Origin of the sequence: Nonomuraea sp. NBC_00507 (assembly GCF_036013525.1) — a bacterium.
Taxonomy (GTDB): domain Bacteria; phylum Actinomycetota; class Actinomycetes; order Streptosporangiales; family Streptosporangiaceae; genus Nonomuraea.
The window spans coordinates 442459-459871 of record NZ_CP107853.1 but is presented as its reverse complement, the minus strand read 5'-3'; the positions used below and the strand labels follow the sequence as shown (position 1 = coordinate 459871).

Below are 17413 nucleotides of genomic sequence, written 5' to 3'. Positions count from 1 at the left end.
GCGGCCAGGTCTTCGTCCCCGTCCATACCTCGCAGGAGGGTCGATGAGCCGGCTGTCCGTCAGAAAGACCTACAAGCTGTACATCGGCGGGGCGTTCCCGCGCTCTGAGAGTGGGAGGTCCTACCCCGTGACCTCGCCCAAGGGCGAATTCCTCGCCAACGCCTCGCATGCCTCGCGCAAGGACGCCCGCGACGCCGTGGTGGCCGCGCGCAAGGCGTTCCCCGGCTGGTCGGGCGCGACCCCCTACAACCGGGGGCAGATCCTCTATCGCGTCGCCGAGATGCTGGAGGGGCGGCGCGCCCAGTTCGCCGAGGAGGTGGGCGGCGGTAAGAGGGCGGCGCTGGAGGCGGTGGACGCGGCGGTGGACCGGCTCGTCTGGTACGCCGGGTGGTCCGACAAGATCGCCTCGGTGCACGGGGCGGCCAACCCGGTCGCGGGCCCCTACTTCAACCTGTCCTCACCCGAGCCGACCGGGGTGGTCGCGATCGTCGCGCCCGCCGACCCGCTGCTCGGGCTGGTGTCGGTGGTCGCGCCGGTGATCGTCACCGGCAACACCTGCGTGGTCGTGGCCTCCGAGCCGTCCCCGCTCGCCTCGATCACCCTGGCCGAGGTCATGGCCACGTCCGACCTGCCCGGCGGTGTCGTCAACGTGCTCACCGGCAAGCAGGCCGAGCTCGCGCCCTGGCTGGCGGGCCACATGGACGTCAACGGGCTCGACCTGACCGGGGTGGCGGACGCCGATCTGGCGCTGCGCTGCGAGCAGGCGGCTGCGGACAACCTCAAGCGGGTCCTGCGGCCCACCCAGGAGGACTGGACGGCCGACCCGGGGATCGGGCGGATGACCCGGTTCCTGGAGACCAAGACCGTCTGGCACCCGGTCGGGATCTGAGCCGTTCACCCCCCGGCGGTCAGTGATAGCCGCGTGGCCGCACCGGGGGGTGGGCGGACTGGAGCTGGGCGGCCAGGCCGAGCAGGTGCGGCTCGCCGCCGGGCGGGGCGATGAGCTGCACGCCGATCGGCAGGCCGCTGGAGTGGGTGGCGATGGGCACGCTGATCGCGGGCCAGCCGCACATGTTCCAGGCGCCCGTGGCGGGGGCGAACCTGAGGTTCGCCAGCACGTTGCGGAACAGTCCGCGCTCGCCCCAGCGGTCCGCCCTGGGCGGGATGGTGCCCAGCACGGGCGTGACCAGCACGTCCGCGTCACCGAACCACTGATCGGCCCCATAGGCGCTCCAGCGCTCGCGTCCGCGTACGCCGTTCAGCTTGAGCCGGCCCAGCACCCGGCCGGCGCGGGCCAGCGCCCGGGTGCGCCGCTCCACACTCCGGCTGTCCAGGTCGTCCGCCGCCGTCGCGGCCTGGCCGAGCCAGGTGGCGACCGCGGCCGGGCCCAGCCAGGCAGGCAGCCGGTGGCCGTGCTCGACCACCGTGTGCCCGGCCACCCGCAACGTCTCCGCCGCCGCGCGCACCGCCGCCTGGAACTCCTTGTCCATGGGCAGGCCGACCGGCAGTGGCTGAGGCGCGTACGCCACCCGCAGGTCGAACAGCTCCTGGCTGTCCGGCGGCGCCGGCTCCCACACCTCCTCGTCGTCCGCCCAGACCGAGCGCAGCATGGGCGGGCGTGGATCCACCCGGCGGCCGCCACGCCATGCCTCGGCCAGCGACGGGTCGGCGGCCAGCACGGACAGCGCGAGCGACAGGTCGGACGCGGTCGTGGCCAGCGGGCCGTTCTCCGTCAGCCGATCCCAGTCGTTGGCCGGCGGGGGCACGACACCGGCGCCCGGCTTGATGGCCAGCACGCCGCAGGCCGCCGCCGGGATGCGCAGCGAGCCCATGCCGTCGTTGCCGAGCGCGATCGGCACCATGCCCGCCGCCACGGCCGCCGCGCTGCCCGAGGACGAGCCGCCGGTCGTGCGGGTCCGGTCCCAAGGGTTGCGCACGATGCCGTACGCGCTGTCGCCGAACGCCACGAGCCCCAGCTCGGGCAGGTTGGTCAGGCCGACGACCACCGCGCCCGCCGCGCGCAGCCGCGCGACCGTCGCGTGGTCCGCCCGCGCGGGCACGTCCGCGGTGCCGGCGGAGCCGCCGCGGGTGGCCTCGCCGGCCACCTCCAGGTTGTCCTTCACCGCGACGGGAACGCCCGCCAGCGGCAACTGCGCCAGGTCGGGACGTTTCTGCACGGCCTGCGCCTCCTCCACGGCCTGCTCCCTGACCAGCCGGAAGGCTCCCACCTCGGGGTCCCGTGCGGAGATGACGTGCAGATGCTCCTCGACGACCGTCGTGGCCGAGACCTCGCCGCGCCGGACGGCCGTCGCGATCTCGGTGGCGGTCTTGCCTGCCCACAACATGTCTAGAGTCTGCAGCTTTTCCCACCTGGTGGCGAGAGTGGGATGGTCATTTGCGGGTCCGGTTCGTGGGGACGGCCGTCAGCGGGTCCTCCGGCCAGGGGTGCTTGGGGTAGCGGCCGCGGAGTTCGGCGCGTACGGAACGGTAGGCGTCCCGCCAGAACGACGCCAGGTCCGCGGTGACTGCCACCGGCCGGCCCGCCGGGGAGAGCAGATGCACCAGGACCGGCACGCCCGCGATCTCCGGCGTTTCCTGCCAGCCGAACAGCTCCTGCAGCTTCACCGCCAGCACCGGCTGCTCGCCCGAGTAGTCCACACGGATGTGGGAGCCGCTGGGCACCTCGATGCGCTCGGGGGCGACCTTTTCCAGGCGTTCGCTCCACGGGATCAGGCGCTTGAGCGCCTGGGCGACGTCGAGGCGTTCCAGGTCGGCGCGGCGGCGGGCTCTCGACAGCTCGGGTTCCAGCCATTGGTCGGCCAGGTCGATGAGCGTGTCCATCGAGGGCCACGGGGCGCCGATCGCGCGGTGGCAGAAGGCCAGGCGGTCCCTGAGGTCCTTGGCCTGTTTCGTCCAGGTCAGGACGTCCTCGGTGCGGAGGCCGTACAGGATGGCCTCGCGGACGTCGGCGTCCTTGAGCGGGGTCGAGGACAGCTCGATGGCGCCCATGCGCTCGACCCTGCGGGCGGAGACGTCGCCGCGACGCTCGCCCGGCGGGACCCGCCACTCGACCTCGTCATCTGTCGTGGTGGGGTGCGCCAGCCTGGCGATGTCCTCGTCGATCGCGACCGCCTGCCTGATGCGGGCCGACGCCGATCCGGTGGGGCGGTCGGCGACCGCGATGGCCAGCCACTGCGCGGTCTGCAGCCGTGAGCCCTCGGGGAGCTCGGCCCGGGTGCCGGACGCCATGAGATAGCCGCCGCCACGCCGCCGCGCCACCCGCTCGGGAAACGCCAGCGCCACGGCCATCCCGGCCAGCACGTCTTGCGCGGTTGCGCCGCCGACCTCGCCGGCCGATGGGGTGGCCGCTCTGCGGAGACGCTGAGCCTCCCGGCGCCAGCGTGCGGCGAAGCCGGATCCGCCACGGAGAGCCGTGCGCCAGACCTCCACCAGGTCGTCCCCCGCGTCGCGCGGCAACTGCTCGGACAGCAGGGCCACGACCTCGGCGGCGCGCGGGCCCAGATCCAGCAGCGCCCTGGCCAGGCGAGGGTGCACACCCGCGAGTGCCATCCGCCGCCCGCGGTCCGTCACCCGGGATCCAGGACCGAGGGCACCGAGCTCCGCCAGGGTGCGGGTGGCGGCGGACATCGCGGCGGCCGGTGGCGGGTCCAGGAGCGCCAGGCCGGAGGCGTCGGCGTCACCCCAGCAGGCCGCCTGCAACGCGAACCCGGTCAGGTCCGCGAGCACGATCTCAGGGCGCGGATGGTCGGCCAGGCGCTCGTGGTCGGCGGCGGTCCAGCATCGATACACCGTGCCAGGGGCCTCCCGGCCCGCCCGGCCCGCCCGCTGGGCCGCGGCAGCCTTGGAGACCCTGACCGTGGTGAGCGACCCCAGACCCCGGGCATGGTCCGTACGCGGCTCGCGCGCCAGCCCCGAGTCCACGACCACCCGGACGCCGGGAACGGTCAGGCTCGACTCGGCGACGGAGGTGGCCAGGACCACCCGGCGCGCCCGCCCGGCCGACAGGACGGCGTCCTGGACGTGGGCCGGGGCCTGGCCGTGCACCTGCAGCACCTCCGGGACGTCGGAGAGTGCCGCCGCCACCTTGGCGATCTCGCCCACCCCGGGAAGGAAGCACAGCACGTCGCCGTCGCGTTCGGCCCAAGCGCGGCGGACCACGGAAGCCACGTGGGACAGGAACGCGGGATCCACGCGCAGGCCGTGCGGCGGGGCGACCTGGCGCGGGGATGGGGCCCACACCGTCTCGACCGGATACGCGGCCCCGGTGGCCGTCACGACGGGGCCGCCGAGCAGGCGGGACCAGGGCGCGGCGTCGGCGGTGGCGGAGGTGGCGATGAGGCGCAGGTCGGGGCGGAGCGTGTCGCGCACGTCCAGCAGGAACGCCAGTGCCGTGTCCGCGTCCAGGTGCCGCTCGTGGCACTCGTCCAGCATGACCGCGTCCACCCCGGCCAGTTCCTGGTCCCGCTGGAGCCGCTGGAGCAGCACGCCGGTCGTGACCACCTCCACCATGGGGTTCGCGCCCGTGTGGCGCTCACCGCGGATCGTGTAGCTCACGCCCATCCGCCGGGCCGCCGCGCGTACGGCCAGCCGCCGCGGCTCGGCCACCAGCACCCGCATCCCCGCCTCGGCCAGCGCTAGGGGCACCACCGTCGTCTTGCCCGTGCCGGGCGGTGCGGTCAGCACGGCGGTGCCGTGCCGCTCGAGCACGCCGAGCAGCTCGGGCAGGACGTCGTGGATGGGCAGCTGGTCAGAAGCGGACATGGGATGTGGTCGCGGCCAGGATCGAGTCGAGCAGGCCAGGGAAGCGGGACTCCAGGTCGTCGCGGCGCAGGCTCATGAACTTGAGCCTGCCTTCCTGCTTGGTGAGCACCACGCCCGCCTCGCGCAGGGTCCGGTAATGGTGTGAGGCCGTCGACTTGTGCACGCCGAGGTCGTCGCCGGCGACGGTGCAGGTCAACTCGCCCGCCACGGACAACCGGACGACGATCTCCAGCCGGACCGGGTCGGCCAGCGCCCGCAGGACCTCGGTGAGCTCGATGTCCTCGGTGGCGGGATGCGGTAGCAGGCGCATGGGTGAACCCTACCTCTGTCTTATGGTTTGACAACTATCCAACTATAAGACAGTTTGATGGGCATCCAACATTCGCTGGAGGCTCCATGAGTGCGCGGCTCTTTCCGCTGGCTGTCGGAAATTTCGCGATCGGTACTGGCATATTCGTGACCGCCGGGCTCTTAGCGCCTATCTCGGCGGATTTGGCGGTTTCACCGTCGGCGGCGGGGCAATTGATGACGGTCTTCGCGCTGGCGTACGCGGTATTGTCGCCCCTGCTCGCCGCCCTGACCGCCCGCCTGCCGCGCAAGCGGTTGTTGCTCCTGGCCCTGGGCGTCTTCGTGCTGGGCAATGTGCTGACCGCGTTCGCCGCGACGTACCCGCTGGTCCTGGTCACCCGGGTGATCGCCGCCGCCGGGGCGGCCATGTTCACGCCGACCGCGTCGGGTGTGGCCAACGCGCTGACCGCGCCGGAGCGCCGCGGGCGCGCACTCGCGCTGGTCATGGGCGGATTGAGTGTTTCGTCGGCGATCGGGGTGCCGCTCGGCACGTGGCTGGGCTCGGCCGCCGGCTGGCGGGCCACGCTCTGGCTCGTGGTGGGACTCGGGGTGGTCGGGCTCGTCTGGGTGGCGGTCGTGGTGCCCGAGCTCAGGATTCCGGCGTCGGGGCGGCTGAAGGAGCGTTTCACGCCGCTGGGGGACCGGCGGGTGCTGGCGGTGCTGGTCACGCAGTTGCTGGCGTTCGCGGCCGCGTTCACCGCGTACACCTACATCGGGTCGCTGTTCGACCTGCCGCTGCCCGCTGTGTTGTGGGCATGGGGGCTGGGCGGGGTCGTCGGCAACCAGCTGGGCGGACGCCTCACCGACGCGTACGGGCCGCGTAAGATGATCATGGTGGGCCTGGCCGCGTCCACCGTGTTCATGGCCCTCATCCCCGTCGCGAACCTCGCGCTGCCGATCGCGCTCGGCTGGGCGTTCCTGTGGGGCGCGCTCGGCTGGCTGGTGGCGCCTGCCCAGCAGTTCAGGACCGTCGCCGCGGTTCCCGACAACGTGCCGATCGGGCTCGGGCTGCTGTCGTCCGCGCAGTACCTCGGGCTGTTCATGGCCGGGCTCGCCGGCGGCGCGGCGCTCGACTGGTACGGCAGGACGGGCGTGATCGTACTGGCCACCGCGTTCGGCCTGGTGACGCTGCTGTTCACGATGGCCACCTACCGCGAGACGGCGATCTCCTCCAGGGAGAGCGCACCCGTCAGATAACGCTGGAGGGTCGGTGCGACGGCGGCCGCGACCACGCCGGCGGGCAGCGACGCCAGCGGCTCCACCTTGAGGACGTAGCGGAGCATCGCGATGCCGACCAGTTGCGAGGCCGCGAGCAGTGCCCGGACCTCGGCGTGGTCGCTCGACAGCCGCCGGGCGATGGGGCCGAGCAACTCCTGGCGCATCAGGTGCTTCAGCAGGTCGGCCGCCGCCGAGGTGGCGGTGGCCGCCTGCAACACGGCCGACATCCTCGGCCCGTGCGCCGGATCCTCCCAGAGCTCCACATATCTCCTGGAGAGCCGCTCGGCGAGGTGCTCCTCGTCGCCGTCGAGGGCCTCCATCATCAGCGCGACCGGCATGCTGCCGTTGATCGCCGCTTCGAACAGCCCGTCCTTGGTGCCGAAGAAGTGCATCACGAGCGCCGGGTCGACGCCTGCCTCCCGTGCGACGCCCCTGATCGTGGTGTCGCGATAGCCCTTGGCGAGGAAGGCGGCGATCGCGGCCTCCAGGATCTCGTCCCTCGTCTGCGGGTTCCCCGGTCGTCTGCCCCGTTCGTCGGCCATGGGCCTATTCAATCATGTGGAATTCATCTACCGTAGAATTCAACATCGATGAAGTCATCAGGTGGTGAAAAAGATGGGAAAGATCATCGGCCTCGTGGTCGGGGTCACCCTGCTGGGGATGCTCTTCGCGGGATCGTTCCTCGGCGCGTTCCACCAGCCGGAGCCGCACGGCGTGCCCGTCGCGGTCGTCGCCCCCGGCGAGCAGGTCGCACAGCTCCAGGCGGCCATCGACCAGCGCAAGGAGGGGGCCTTCGCGCTGAGCGAATACACCACGGCCGACGTCGCGCGGGCCGCGCTGCTCGACAGGGAAGTGGACGCGGTGCTCGTGCCGCAGGAGGGCAAGCTGATCGTGGCCAGCGCGGGCGGACGCACCGGCGCCACGATCATCACCTCCGCCTTCCAGGCGGCGGCCCAGGCCCAGGGGCGCCCGTTGCAGGTGGAGGACGCGGCACCGCTGCCGCCCGGCGACTCCGGCGGCATCTCCGGCATGTTCTACGTGCTCGCGCTGGTCCTGCCGGGCATCGCGCTGGCCGTGCTGATGTTCCAGGTCGCGCCCGGGCTCGGTCTCGGCGGGCGGCTCGGCGTGCTGGCAGCCGGCTCGCTGGTCGCGGGCGCGGGCAACGCGTGGCTCGCCGACACGGTGTTCGGGGCGCTGCCGGGCCGGTTCGGCTGGCTGCTGGTGGTGTCGTGGGGCATCTCACTGGCGATCGGGCTCGTGGTCGCGGGCCTGCGCAAGCTCCTCGGCGTGCCCGGGGTGGGGGTCGCGGCGCTGCTGTTCATCCCGATCGGGCTGCCGGCCAGCGGCGGGCCGCTCGGGGCGCGATACATCCCGGAGTGGTACGCCGCCGTCGGGCAGATCCTCCCGCTCGGACCGGCCGCCGAGGCGGTGCGCAACACGGTCTTCTTCGACGGCGCGGCCCTGTGGACGCCAGTGGGCGTCCTGGCCCTGTGGGGCCTGCTGGGCCTGGTGCTGCTCGCCCTGCCGGGCCGCCGCCCCCAGCCCAGTGTCGTCGTCCCGCGCACGCCCGTCGCGGCGTGACGCACCGGCGCGGCCGGCTCTCCACGACGGGGGTCCGGCCGTGCTCCGGCGGCCCGCGCCGCCTGATCTTCTCCGCCTGGGAGCGGACGAGCCGTCCTCCAGCAGGCGGACGCCCGCGGGCACACTCCCGGCCTACCGTCGGCGCCATGTTGAACGACCAGGTGACTTTCCGCCGCGTCACGGCAGGCGTCCTGCTGATCGTGGCCCCGCTGCTCCAGGCCATCGCCGTTGCCGTCGACCCGGGCACCTGGGGCGACGAGAGGGAAGCCGTCAGCTTCGGCGCCAACCCCGCGCTCGCCCAGATTCAGTCGGTCCTCTACCACTGGAGCTGGATGCTCATGGCCGTGGCCGTACTCGGCTTGCTGCATCTCACGAGGCGCCGGCTCATGGTGCTCAGCCACGTGCTGGGCGGCCTGACCATCATCGGCTACCTCTCCCTGTCGGCCCTGCTGATGATGGATCCCGTGGAGTGGTGGCTGGGCCGCCGCTACCCGCCCGAGCAGGCGCAGAAGCTCATGGACGAGATCATCGACCTGCCCGGGGTGATCTTCGGGTTCCAGATGCCGTGGATGTTCTTCGGGCTCCTCGGTCTGCCGCTGCTGACCGTGCTCGTTTGGCGGACCGGGTTCGTGGGCTGGTGGGTGCCGCTCGTCGTGGCCGCCGGCTACGTCGGCTCCTTCGCCTTCCCGTACGGCCCGGCGACCGTGCCCTTCTGGGCCGCCCCCGTCGTCGCCCTCGGCTGGATCGGGGTGAAGATCCTCAGGATGGGCGACGAGGCGTGGGCGGCGTATTACCCCAGTGGGGGGATCCAGTCGACGGAGACCGCGAATATGACGAACACCCCGAGCACGATCCGGTAGATCACGAAGCCCGTGAAGCGGTGGGTGCTGATGTACCGCAGGAACCAGGCCACCGCCAGATAGCCGACGATGAACGAGATGATCGTGGCGAGGATGGTCGGCCCCCACGCCGGGGCCGGTCCATTGCCGATCTCACTGAGCTCGAAGATGCCCGACGCCAGGACGGCCGGGATGGCCAGCAGGAAGGAGTATTTGGCCGCGTCCTCGCGGCGGTAGTCGAGCAGCAGGCCGGCGGTGGTGGTGCCGCCGGAGCGGGACACGCCGGGGATCAGCGCGAGGGCCTGGGCGAAGCCGTAGACGATGGCGTGGGTGAAGCTGAGGTGCTTCTCCAGCGTGAGCTTGTTGCGGGCGGTGCGGTCGGCGAACCACAGGATGAGCGCGAAGACGATCAGCGTGGTGCCCACCAGGCGCAGGTCGCGGAAGACGGTCTCGATCTGGTCCTTCAGCACCAGGCCGAGCACGCCGATCGGGAGCGTGCCGACGATGACATACCAGCCCATGCGAGCCGCCCAATGGCTGCGCAGCTCCTTGTTCCACAACGACCGCGTCCAGGTGGAGATGATCTCCCAGATTTCCTTGCGGAAGTAGATGATCACGGCCGTCTCGGTGCCGATCTGGATGACGGCCGTGAACGCCGCCCCCGGGTCCTGCCAGCCGGCGAAAGCGGAGACCACCCGGATGTGGGCGCTGGAGGAGATCGGCAAGAACTCCGTGAGTCCTTGGATCAACCCCAGAATCACCGCTTCGAACCAGCCGATCACAACGACACCTTTCGAAAACACGAGAGTGACGAGGTGAGGTTAGCGGAAATAGGGGACCCGGGAGCCGCTCTCAGGCGCGACTAGAGCTTCCAGACGTGGGCGTTGGCCCTGGCGAAGTCGGCGAAGTCGCGGGCAGGGCGGCCGAGCGCCTGCTGGACGCCGTCGGTCACGCTCGCGTTGCGGCCGTCGAGGATCTCGGTGAACATCGCGGACAGGCTCTCAGCCTCCGCCTGGGGCAGGCCGTGCGCGACGGCCGTGGCCACGTACTCCTCCGGCGTTACCCGGACGAACGAAATCTTCCTGCCGGTGGCCTGGGACAGCTCCTCGGCGGCGTGCGCGAACGTCAGCAGCCGCGGCCCGGTCAGCTCATACAGCTTGCCGATGTGGCCGTCCTGGCTGAGCGCTGCGGCGGCCACGTCGGCGATGTCGTCGACGTCCACGAACGGCTCGGGCACGTCGGCGGCGGGCAGCGCGACGACGCCCTCGCGCAGCGGCTCCAGCAGGAAGTCCTCGCTGAAGTTCTGCATGAACCAGCTGCAGCGCACGATCGTCCACTCCGCTCCCGACTCCTGGACGGTCACCTCGCTGGCCTGCGCCTCCGGCTCGCCCCGGCCCGACAGCAGGACCAGCCGCCGCACCCCGTTGCGTACCGCGACCTCGGTGAACGCCTTGATGTCGTCGTAGGCGCCGGGGAAGGCCGCGTCGGGGTAGTAGGCGAGGTAGACGGCCGAGACGCCGTCGAGCGCGGCCGGCCACGTCGAGCGGTCGGCCCAGTCGAAGGGCGGTGTGGCGGAGCGGGACCCGATGCGTACGGGCAGGCCGAGAGCGGTGAGCCGGTCGGCCACGCGGCGGCCGGTCTTTCCCGTGCCGCTGGTTACCAAAATCGTCATGTGTCCAGTAAGCCGCCGTCGCGGCAGACTCTCCATGGTTGAGAAGCGCAATCCCATATGCGATCGTCTGGCCATGGACCAGCTCGCGGCATTGCTCGACGGCCCACGCGCCCGTGGCGCCTTCCTGCTCCGCGTGATCCTCGATTCGCCCTGGTCGCTGCGCATCCAGGACGAGGCGCCGCTGGCGGCCACCGCGGTGGTGCGCGGGCAGGCGTGGGTGGTGCCCGACAAGGGCGAGCCGGTACGCGTCGGGCCGGGCGAGGTCGTGATCAACAGAGGGCCGGAGCCGTACACGGTGGCCGACGATCCCGGCACCGCGCCGCAGATCGTGATCCACCCAGGCGAGCGCTGCACCACAGCCGACGGCGAGCCGCTCGCGCAGGCCATGGACCTGGGCGTGCGGACGTGGGGCGACAACCCCGACGGCGACACCGTGATGCTGACCGGCGCCTACACAATGGAAGGCGAGGTCAGCAGGCGGCTACTGGAGGCACTGCCCCCAGTGATCGTCCAGCCCGGCGGGCCGATCGCCGCGCTGCTCGGCGCCGAGATCGTCAAGGACGAGCCGGGGCAGGAGGCGGTCCTGGACCGGCTGCTCGACCTGCTGCTCATCGCGGTGCTGCGGTCGTGGTTCGCCGCGCACGAGGCGCCGGCCTGGTACCGCGCCATGAGCGACCCGGTGGTCGGCAAGGCCATGCGGATGTTGCACAACAACCCCGCCCACCCCTGGACCGTCGCCGCCCTGGCCGCCGAGGTCGGCGTCTCCAGGGCATCGCTGGCCCGGCGCTTCACCGAGCTGGTCGGCGAGCCGCCGATGTCCTTCCTCACCGACTGGCGTCTCGCCCTGGCCGCCGACCTGCTGCGCGAGCCCGACGCCACGATCGGGTCCGTCGCGAGGAAGGTCGGGTACGGCAGCCCGTTCGCGCTCAGCGCGGCCTTCAAGCGGGTGCGGGGGATCAGCCCGCAGGAGTACCGCGTACGGGACGCGACGGCCGGAGCGGTGACGTGAAACCGCTGCTGCTGCTCGACGTGGACGGGGTCCTCAACCCCATGGGCCGGCCCACCCCCGACTTTCGCCGCTACCGGTGCACGATCGACGGCGAGCTCTACATCGTCCACCTCAACCCCAGGCACGGGCGCCGCCTCCTCGACCTGGCGCTGGCCACCGGGGCGGAGTTGGTCTGGGCGACCACCTGGGGGCACCACGCCAACGACTGGATCGCTCCCCGGATCGGCCTGCCCTCACTCCCGGTCATCCCCGTGACCCCGGACTTCCCGCCGCCCCCGAGGAGCGAGTACGGCGAACTGTTCAAAACCCCGTGCGTGGCGGCGTACGCCGGCCAACGCCCGTTCGTCTGGTTCGACGACCAGATCTGGGCGGAGGACGAGGAGTATCTCAGGGTGCATCGGGGTTTGGATGATTTCCTCCTCATCCACGTCGACCCGACACGTGGACTGACCAGCCGCCATCTGGGCATGGCACGAGAATGGCTGACCCTTACAGGGTTTTCTCAGGGTTCTTAGCGGGAGTTCTGCGGCCTGGCTGTCCGTTTTCCAGATAGGTCGTCATTCACGGAGGAATCAATCATGTACCGCTCACGAGAGCACAGGATCATCGCGGGAGTCTGCGGGGGCCTCGCCGACAAGATGGGCCTGCCGCCCACTCTCGTCCGGATCCTCTGGCTGCTTCTTTCCCTCATCCCCGGGCCGCTGTGGGTCGTCTACGTCGTCATGTGGATCCTCATCCCCGAGGAGCCCAAGGGCTACCGCACGGCGTAGTCCCCGCGGCCCGGCAGAGACCCCGGACACGCCGTCCGGGGTCCGATGAGTTTCGCCGCTCCCGCTGGTCTCCATCACAGGCATCGAGAAGGAGCGACCACATGACGAGCGAGCCCAAGTCCCACACCCTAGAGGTCCCCGGTGCGACTCTCGCCTATGACGTACGGGAGTCCGCAACGAGCACCGCCGCGACGCTGTTGATGATCGGATCGCCGATGGACGCCAGCGGGTTCGCCAGCCTGGCCGGGCACTTCCAGGATCGTACGGTGGTGACCTATGACCCGCGAGGGATCGGCCGGAGCCGGCGGACCGACGGCGGCGCGGAGTCGACGCCTGAGCAGCACGGCGACGACCTGCATCGGCTGATCACCGCGCTCGGCGGCGGGCCGGTGGACATCTTCGCCAGCAGCGGGGGCGCCGTCAACGGACTGGCGCTGGTGGCCCGGCATCCGGAGCAGGTCCGCATGCTCGTGGCCCACGAGCCGCCGGCCGCCCAGGTCCTGCCGGACCGGGAGCAGGCACTGGGGGCGGTGGCGGACATCCGCCAGACGTACGACCGGGACGGCTTCGGACCGGCGATGGCGAAGTTCATCGCGATCAGCAGCCTGCGCGGCCCGATCCCAACCGATTTCGCCGATCTGCCCGTTCCGAACCCCGCCGGCCTCGGGATGCCGACGGAAGACGACGGTTCCCGCGACGACGTGCTGTTCCGGCAGAACCTCATGACCTGTACGCACTACCAGCACGACTTCGAGGCGCTCCGCGCGGCGCCGACCCGCATCGTCGTCGGCGTCGGAGCCGAATCGGAGGGCGAGATGGCCCACCGCGCCGGTGTGGCGGTCGCCGAACGGCTCGGCACGAAGCCCGTGACCTTCCCCAGCCACCACGGCGGCTTTCTCGGCGGCGAGTTCGGCTACAAGGGCGACCCGGACGCCTTCGCCGTCACGCTGCGCCAGGTGCTGGAGGCGTAGGGCTCTGTGCACACGCCTCCACTGGGGGCTGGACAGGACAGCGGGGTGATGCGCGGCCGGCCTCGGCAAGCAGACCGGCCGCCGATCGTCATCCGCCGGCGGGCGGCTGCCCCTCGGAGCCGCCGACGTCGTGCCAGGTCGGGTCCTTGACGGCGACGCACGGCTTGACCGGGCCGGTGATCAGGCCGGTCGTGAGCCGCCAGAGCACGCCCTTCTTCTCCTGCCCGGCCGACGGGTCACTCTCGGCGAACTCCAGCAGCAAGGTCTGGTCCTTGCCGATGTACTTCGGATAGATCTCCAGGCCGCGGTCTCGCGGCCGGGCGACGTTGGCCGAAGGCGACTTGCGGAACTCCTCCGTGCCTGGCCGCCCCTGGCCCCCGGCGCGTTTGCCCCGGTCAGGATCGCACTCCGTGCCGGCCTTGAGGTACGTGACGTCGGCCGTGACGCCGGCGTCCTTCAGATCCCGCTCCAGCCGGTCGGCGTCGCGGAACTCGTTGATCTCCACCCGTACTGTGCCATCGGCGCTCTTGCTCACGGCGTAGGCGGGCGTTTCGGTCCCCGTCAACAGCGGCACCGCGATCGCCGCCGCGGCGGTCAGCCCCGCTACCGCGCCCCCGGCATAAATCCTGCGGGCGATGCGTCGGCGCCGTTCGGCGCGGGCCGCGATCTCGGCTTTCAGATCCATCAGCAGGTGCTCCTCGAATCTCATCCTGGTGCTCCATCCATGACGAAGGGCAGGTTCCGCAGCGTGCGGCGGGCGCGGTGCAGCCGTACCTTGGCGGCCCCCTGCCGGATGCCGAGGGCCTGCGCCGCCTCCGTGACCGTGAGCTGGTCGATGACGACCAGCTCGAGCACGGCGCGTTCGCCCTCGGGCAACCCGGCTATGGCCTCGAAGGCCCGCCTGGCATGCCGCTCGGCGTCGATGCGCTCTTCGAGCCTGGCGACGTCGTCGGTGTCCAGCGGGCGGCGCCCGCTCACCCGATCCGTCAGCTGGTGCTGCTTGTACGCCCGCCGCCGCTCCGCTGAGATCGTCTTGCGGGCCACTCCGTAGAGCCACGCGATCTCGGTGCCCAGCTCGGCCCGGTAGGTGTGGGCGGAGTCGAGCACTGCCACGAACACCTCGGCCACGAGATCTGCGACCGTGTGCGGGTCGTCGACGCGACGGGCGAGGAAACGGGTGACCGCATCGACGTGCCGTCGGTAGAAGGCCTCGAAGGCCACAGGATCTGTGGCGATCTTCGCCTGTTTGCGAGGCACCGGCCGTGCTCCCTTCGTCGATTCACACCCCTGCTTGGCGAGAACCGGGGAAAGGGTTACAAGACTGGACCATTGCGGCGTTGAGCTGGGCATGCGCTGGTGTCCTGGATGCGCCTTATCCTCGAAGCATGAGGGCAAGGCCGCTGACACTCATTCAGGACGATCTCGTCGACTACGACACGGCGATGGAGCGCATGACCGACCTCGTCGGGCAGCGCCAGCGGGACGAGCGGCCGGACACGCTCTGGCTGCTCAGCCATCCGTCCGTCTACACCGTCGGCCGCCGCACGCCGCTCACCCACCTGCCCGACCCCACGCGCGGCATCCCGGTGGTCGAGACGGGGCGCGGCGGGCAGCTCACCTACCACGGCCCGGGCCAGCTCGTCGGCTACCTGATCGTCAAGCTGGGTGAGGACCAGGGCATCGTCGACTACGTGCGCGAGGTGGAGCTGCGGCTGGTGGAGGCGCTGGGCAAGCTTGGGCTACCGGCCGAGCGGCGCGACACCCCGCCGGGGTCCGAGCTGCTCACCGGCGTCTGGACCGTGGAAACCGGCCGCAAGATCATCTCGATCGGGATGCGGCAGAGCCGGGGCGTCACCAGCCACGGATTCGCGCTCAACGTGGACGGCGACCTGACGCCCTGGAACTGGGCGATCGCCTGCGGGATGCCGGACGTGGACATGACCTCGCTCAAGCGCGAGCTGGGCACGGCTTCCATGGACGAGGTCCGCACGGCCGTGGCCGCTGCCTTCGAGGCGTCCTGACCTCGGGGATCAGCTGCGCGGAAACACCTGCACGTCGGCGTTGTGGGCGCTCCTGGCCAGCTTGCCGTCGCAGGTGAAGAGGGGAGCTTCCAATGCCTCGGCCAGTGCGAGGTACCGCTCGGCTGCGGCGGTGGTCAGCTTGCCGCCCAACGCGAGCCCCCGCAGGCAGGACCTCCACATTGAGCAGATGCGGGGCATGGACACTTGCCTGGAGGGCGTCGAGGAGCTCAAGTGGTGCCTCGCGGCCGACCAGTGCCCCGACCATTGCCGAGGAATCGATGACGATCATCGCCTGCCCTCTGCGACGGCCTCGAGAATGTCAGCCGTCGACGGCCCCTGAGAGCGAGCTTGCGTCTTCAGCCGCTTGACTATCTCCGCGTTGGTCGGACGGGCGGCGATATCGGCTAGTTCGCTGGCAACGTAAGCCGACAGGGACATGCCTGCTTCGGCGGCGCGCTTTTTCAACGACTCGACGACCGGCTCGGGGACATCGCGAACATAGAGGGTTGGCATATCTACGATGCAAGCAGATGGGCACGGCCTGCGTCAGCCGTACCCATCCGCGAGGCGTCAGGGCGCCGGGACCTCGTCGACCGTGCGGCGAGGACCTGTGAACCAATGCTTGGCCGACAACGCCCACCACAGGGCGATGCCGACGAGCACGAGCCCCACCGCGATCGGCGCGTAGTTGACCGACGTCCAGGTGAAGTCGGGGTTGCCCGGCACGCCGGCTGGCGAGAACGGCATGATGAAGTAGATCGAGACGATCACGATCTCGGCGCAGGCGATCCAGCACAGGACCCGATATTTCTTGCCGAGGGTCCACGGGCCGGGCTCGAAAGAGTCGCCCATGCGCAGCCGCAGCCAGATCGGGATGAGGAACGCCAGGTAGAGCCCGATGACCGCGATCGACACGACGGCGTAGAACGCAACCGGCGTGCCCGGCAGCCCGGGAGGGGCGTACAGGGCGGGCAGCGTGATCAGCGCGGCCACCACGCAGCCGCCGAGGATCGCGTTGACGGGGGTGCGGTTGCGGTCCACCTTGGACCACAGCCGCCAGCCGGGCACTGCGCCGTCGCGCGAGAATGCGTACGTCATCCGCGACATCGACGTCACGCAGCTCATCCCGCAGAAGAATTGCCCGATCGTGGAGATCGCGAAGATCGCCGTGGCCAGCGGAGAGGAGAGCGCGGTCTCGAAGATGGCGCCGACGAACCCGCCGCCCTTGTTGATCGCCTCCACGTTCGTCGCGGCGAACAGGAACGACAGCAGCAGGATCCAGCCGCCGATGGCCGAGTAGAAGATCGACTGCCACAGGCCGCGTGCAGCGCTCTTGGCGGCTCCCTGCGTTTCCTCCGACACGTGCGCGCAGGCGTCGTAGCCGGTGATCGTGTACTGGGTGAGCAGGAAGCCGAGCGGCAGCACGTACAGCCAGAAGGGCAGACCGTCGGAGCCGTCGCCGAAGCCGGAGTTGTTGTTCGTGCCGAAGAAGACGAAGTCGGCCGACTGGTGCTGGCTGGGCGCGAAGATCAGGATGGCGACCACGACCACGGCGCCCGCGACGTGCCACCAGACCGAGACGTTCTGCAGCACCGAGATCAGCTTGTGGCTGTAGATGTTGATCAGGGCGTGTAGCGCCAGGATGATCACGAACAGGAGGAACGCCCGGGGGAGCGTGGCTTCCCAAGCGCCGCCGGTCAGCCGGTTGAGGGTGATGTTGAGGAACGTCGCGCAGCCGTAGTCGACCGACGCGGTGACGGCGATGAGGCCGATCAGGTTGAGCCAGCCGGTGAACCAGCCGTGGATCGGCTTGCCCATCTTGGCGGCCCACCAGTAGATGCCGCCCGCCGTCGGATAGGCCGACACCAGCTCCGACATGCAGAAGCCGATGATGAGGATGAACAACGAGATCACCGGCCAGCCCCATGAGATGGCGATGGGGCCGCCGTTGTTCCAGGCCTGTCCGAAGGTCGTGAAGCAGCCGGCGAGGATCGAGATGATGGAGAAAGAGATGGCGAAGTTAGAGAATCCGCTCCAGGTACGGGCCAGCTCCTGCTTATAGCCGAGCTCGGCGAGTCGCCTGGAATCCTCGTCAATGGTCATGAGGTCTCCCTGGGGGCGCGGAGGACGCTCCAATTGGACTACATCTAGACCATTTCCTTTCAGGTGACAAGGCGTTACAGGCGAGTTTCGATGCGGTCA

The 17413-nt window shown here is 70.5% G+C and carries 20 protein-coding genes; 9 read left to right on the top strand and 11 right to left on the bottom strand.

Features of this window, described 5'->3' with window-relative positions; translation table 11 throughout:
* Nucleotides 1-43 precede the first annotated feature (43 nt).
* Nucleotides 44-889: an aldehyde dehydrogenase family protein gene (locus OHA25_RS02385; RefSeq protein WP_327585989.1), complete on the top strand. Its 846-nt coding sequence runs from the start codon at nt 44-46 to the stop codon at nt 887-889.
* A 19-nt stretch (nt 890-908) separates the two neighbouring features.
* On the opposite strand, the gene OHA25_RS02380 is transcribed toward OHA25_RS02385, so the two are convergent.
* The 3 genes from OHA25_RS02380 to OHA25_RS02370 are packed head-to-tail and all read right to left on the bottom strand — an operon-like array spanning nt 909 to nt 5092.
* Nucleotides 909-2345, bottom strand: coding sequence for an amidase (locus OHA25_RS02380; RefSeq protein WP_327585988.1), 1437 nt, complete (start codon nt 2343-2345; stop codon nt 909-911).
* 46 nt (nt 2346-2391) lie between these two features.
* Nucleotides 2392-4782, bottom strand: a complete 2391-nt coding sequence (hrpB, locus tag OHA25_RS02375; protein ID WP_327585987.1) for an ATP-dependent helicase HrpB — start codon at nt 4780-4782, stop codon at nt 2392-2394.
* Nucleotides 4769-5092 (bottom strand): ArsR/SmtB family transcription factor, encoded by a 324-nt coding sequence (locus OHA25_RS02370; RefSeq protein ID WP_327585986.1) that lies wholly within the window; start codon nt 5090-5092, stop codon nt 4769-4771. Before OHA25_RS02370 ends, hrpB begins: the two co-directional genes overlap by 14 nt.
* A gap of 86 nt (nt 5093-5178) precedes the next feature.
* Here OHA25_RS02370 and OHA25_RS02365 point away from each other — a divergent pair, with 86 nt between their 5' ends.
* On the top strand, nt 5179-6327 hold the full coding sequence (locus OHA25_RS02365; protein WP_327585985.1) for an MFS transporter: 1149 nt from the start codon (nt 5179-5181) through the stop codon (nt 6325-6327).
* Here OHA25_RS02365 and OHA25_RS02360 read toward each other — a convergent pair.
* Nucleotides 6279-6890: a TetR/AcrR family transcriptional regulator gene (locus OHA25_RS02360; RefSeq protein WP_327585984.1), complete on the bottom strand. Its 612-nt coding sequence runs from the start codon at nt 6888-6890 to the stop codon at nt 6279-6281. The two genes, OHA25_RS02365 and OHA25_RS02360, sit on opposite strands and share 49 nt — an antisense overlap.
* Nucleotides 6891-6963: 73 nt before the next feature.
* Between OHA25_RS02360 and OHA25_RS02355 the strand changes: the two genes are divergently transcribed.
* Together OHA25_RS02355 and OHA25_RS02350 are read left to right on the top strand one after the other, a co-directional pair.
* A complete protein-coding gene (locus OHA25_RS02355; RefSeq protein ID WP_327585983.1) occupies nt 6964-7929 on the top strand; it encodes a hypothetical protein in 966 nt (321 codons plus the stop codon).
* Between the two features lie 146 nt (nt 7930-8075).
* The gene (locus OHA25_RS02350) at nt 8076-8789 is read left to right on the top strand and encodes a hypothetical protein (RefSeq protein ID WP_327585982.1); all 714 of its coding nucleotides are present in this window, start codon (nt 8076-8078) and stop codon (nt 8787-8789) included.
* Here the strand turns inward: OHA25_RS02350 and OHA25_RS02345 are convergent.
* Together OHA25_RS02345 and OHA25_RS02340 are read right to left on the bottom strand one after the other, a co-directional pair.
* Entirely contained in the window at nt 8720-9550 is an 831-nt protein-coding gene (locus OHA25_RS02345) for an undecaprenyl-diphosphate phosphatase (RefSeq protein ID WP_327585981.1), read from the bottom strand. The two genes, OHA25_RS02350 and OHA25_RS02345, sit on opposite strands and share 70 nt — an antisense overlap.
* 80 nt (nt 9551-9630) lie before the next feature.
* Complete coding sequence (locus tag OHA25_RS02340) at nt 9631-10440, bottom strand: NmrA family NAD(P)-binding protein (protein ID WP_327585980.1); 810 nt, start codon at nt 10438-10440, stop codon at nt 9631-9633.
* 73 nt (nt 10441-10513) lie between these two features.
* On the opposite strand from OHA25_RS02340, the gene OHA25_RS02335 reads away from it, so the two are divergent.
* From OHA25_RS02335 to OHA25_RS02320, 4 genes are all read left to right on the top strand, one after another.
* On the top strand, nt 10514-11449 hold the full coding sequence (locus tag OHA25_RS02335) for an AraC family transcriptional regulator (protein WP_327585979.1): 936 nt from the start codon (nt 10514-10516) through the stop codon (nt 11447-11449).
* The gene (locus tag OHA25_RS02330; RefSeq protein ID WP_327585978.1) at nt 11446-11964 is read left to right on the top strand and encodes an HAD domain-containing protein; all 519 of its coding nucleotides are present in this window, start codon (nt 11446-11448) and stop codon (nt 11962-11964) included. Before OHA25_RS02335 ends, OHA25_RS02330 begins: the two co-directional genes overlap by 4 nt.
* 63 nt (nt 11965-12027) lie before the next feature.
* A complete protein-coding gene (locus OHA25_RS02325) occupies nt 12028-12219 on the top strand; it encodes a PspC domain-containing protein (protein ID WP_327585977.1) in 192 nt (63 codons plus the stop codon).
* A gap of 101 nt (nt 12220-12320) precedes the next feature.
* Complete coding sequence (locus OHA25_RS02320; RefSeq protein ID WP_327585976.1) at nt 12321-13190, top strand: alpha/beta fold hydrolase; 870 nt, start codon at nt 12321-12323, stop codon at nt 13188-13190.
* A gap of 88 nt (nt 13191-13278) precedes the next feature.
* Here OHA25_RS02320 and OHA25_RS02315 read toward each other — a convergent pair whose 3' ends face one another.
* Nucleotides 13279-13899: a hypothetical protein gene (locus OHA25_RS02315; RefSeq protein ID WP_327585975.1), complete on the bottom strand. Its 621-nt coding sequence runs from the start codon at nt 13897-13899 to the stop codon at nt 13279-13281.
* A complete protein-coding gene (locus OHA25_RS02310) occupies nt 13896-14447 on the bottom strand; it encodes an RNA polymerase sigma factor (RefSeq protein ID WP_327585974.1) in 552 nt (183 codons plus the stop codon). The genes OHA25_RS02315 and OHA25_RS02310 overlap by 4 nt, the downstream gene beginning before the upstream one ends.
* Before the next feature lie 128 nt (nt 14448-14575).
* On the opposite strand from OHA25_RS02310, the gene lipB reads away from it, so the two are divergent.
* The gene (gene lipB, locus OHA25_RS02305; RefSeq protein ID WP_327585973.1) at nt 14576-15211 is read left to right on the top strand and encodes a lipoyl(octanoyl) transferase LipB; all 636 of its coding nucleotides are present in this window, start codon (nt 14576-14578) and stop codon (nt 15209-15211) included.
* Between the two features lie 9 nt (nt 15212-15220).
* Here the strand turns inward: lipB and OHA25_RS02300 are convergent, their stop codons facing one another.
* The 3 genes from OHA25_RS02300 to OHA25_RS02290 form a co-directional block, all read right to left on the bottom strand.
* Nucleotides 15221-15391 carry a hypothetical protein gene (locus tag OHA25_RS02300; RefSeq protein WP_327585972.1) on the bottom strand — a complete coding sequence of 57 codons (171 nt, stop codon included), beginning with the start codon at nt 15389-15391 and terminating at the stop codon, nt 15221-15223.
* A 105-nt stretch (nt 15392-15496) separates the two neighbouring features.
* The gene (locus tag OHA25_RS02295; protein WP_327585971.1) at nt 15497-15724 is read right to left on the bottom strand and encodes a FitA-like ribbon-helix-helix domain-containing protein; all 228 of its coding nucleotides are present in this window, start codon (nt 15722-15724) and stop codon (nt 15497-15499) included.
* A 57-nt stretch (nt 15725-15781) separates the two neighbouring features.
* Nucleotides 15782-17314, bottom strand: a complete 1533-nt coding sequence (locus OHA25_RS02290; RefSeq protein ID WP_327585970.1) for an amino acid permease — start codon at nt 17312-17314, stop codon at nt 15782-15784.
* Between the last annotated feature and the right edge of the window lie 99 nt (nt 17315-17413).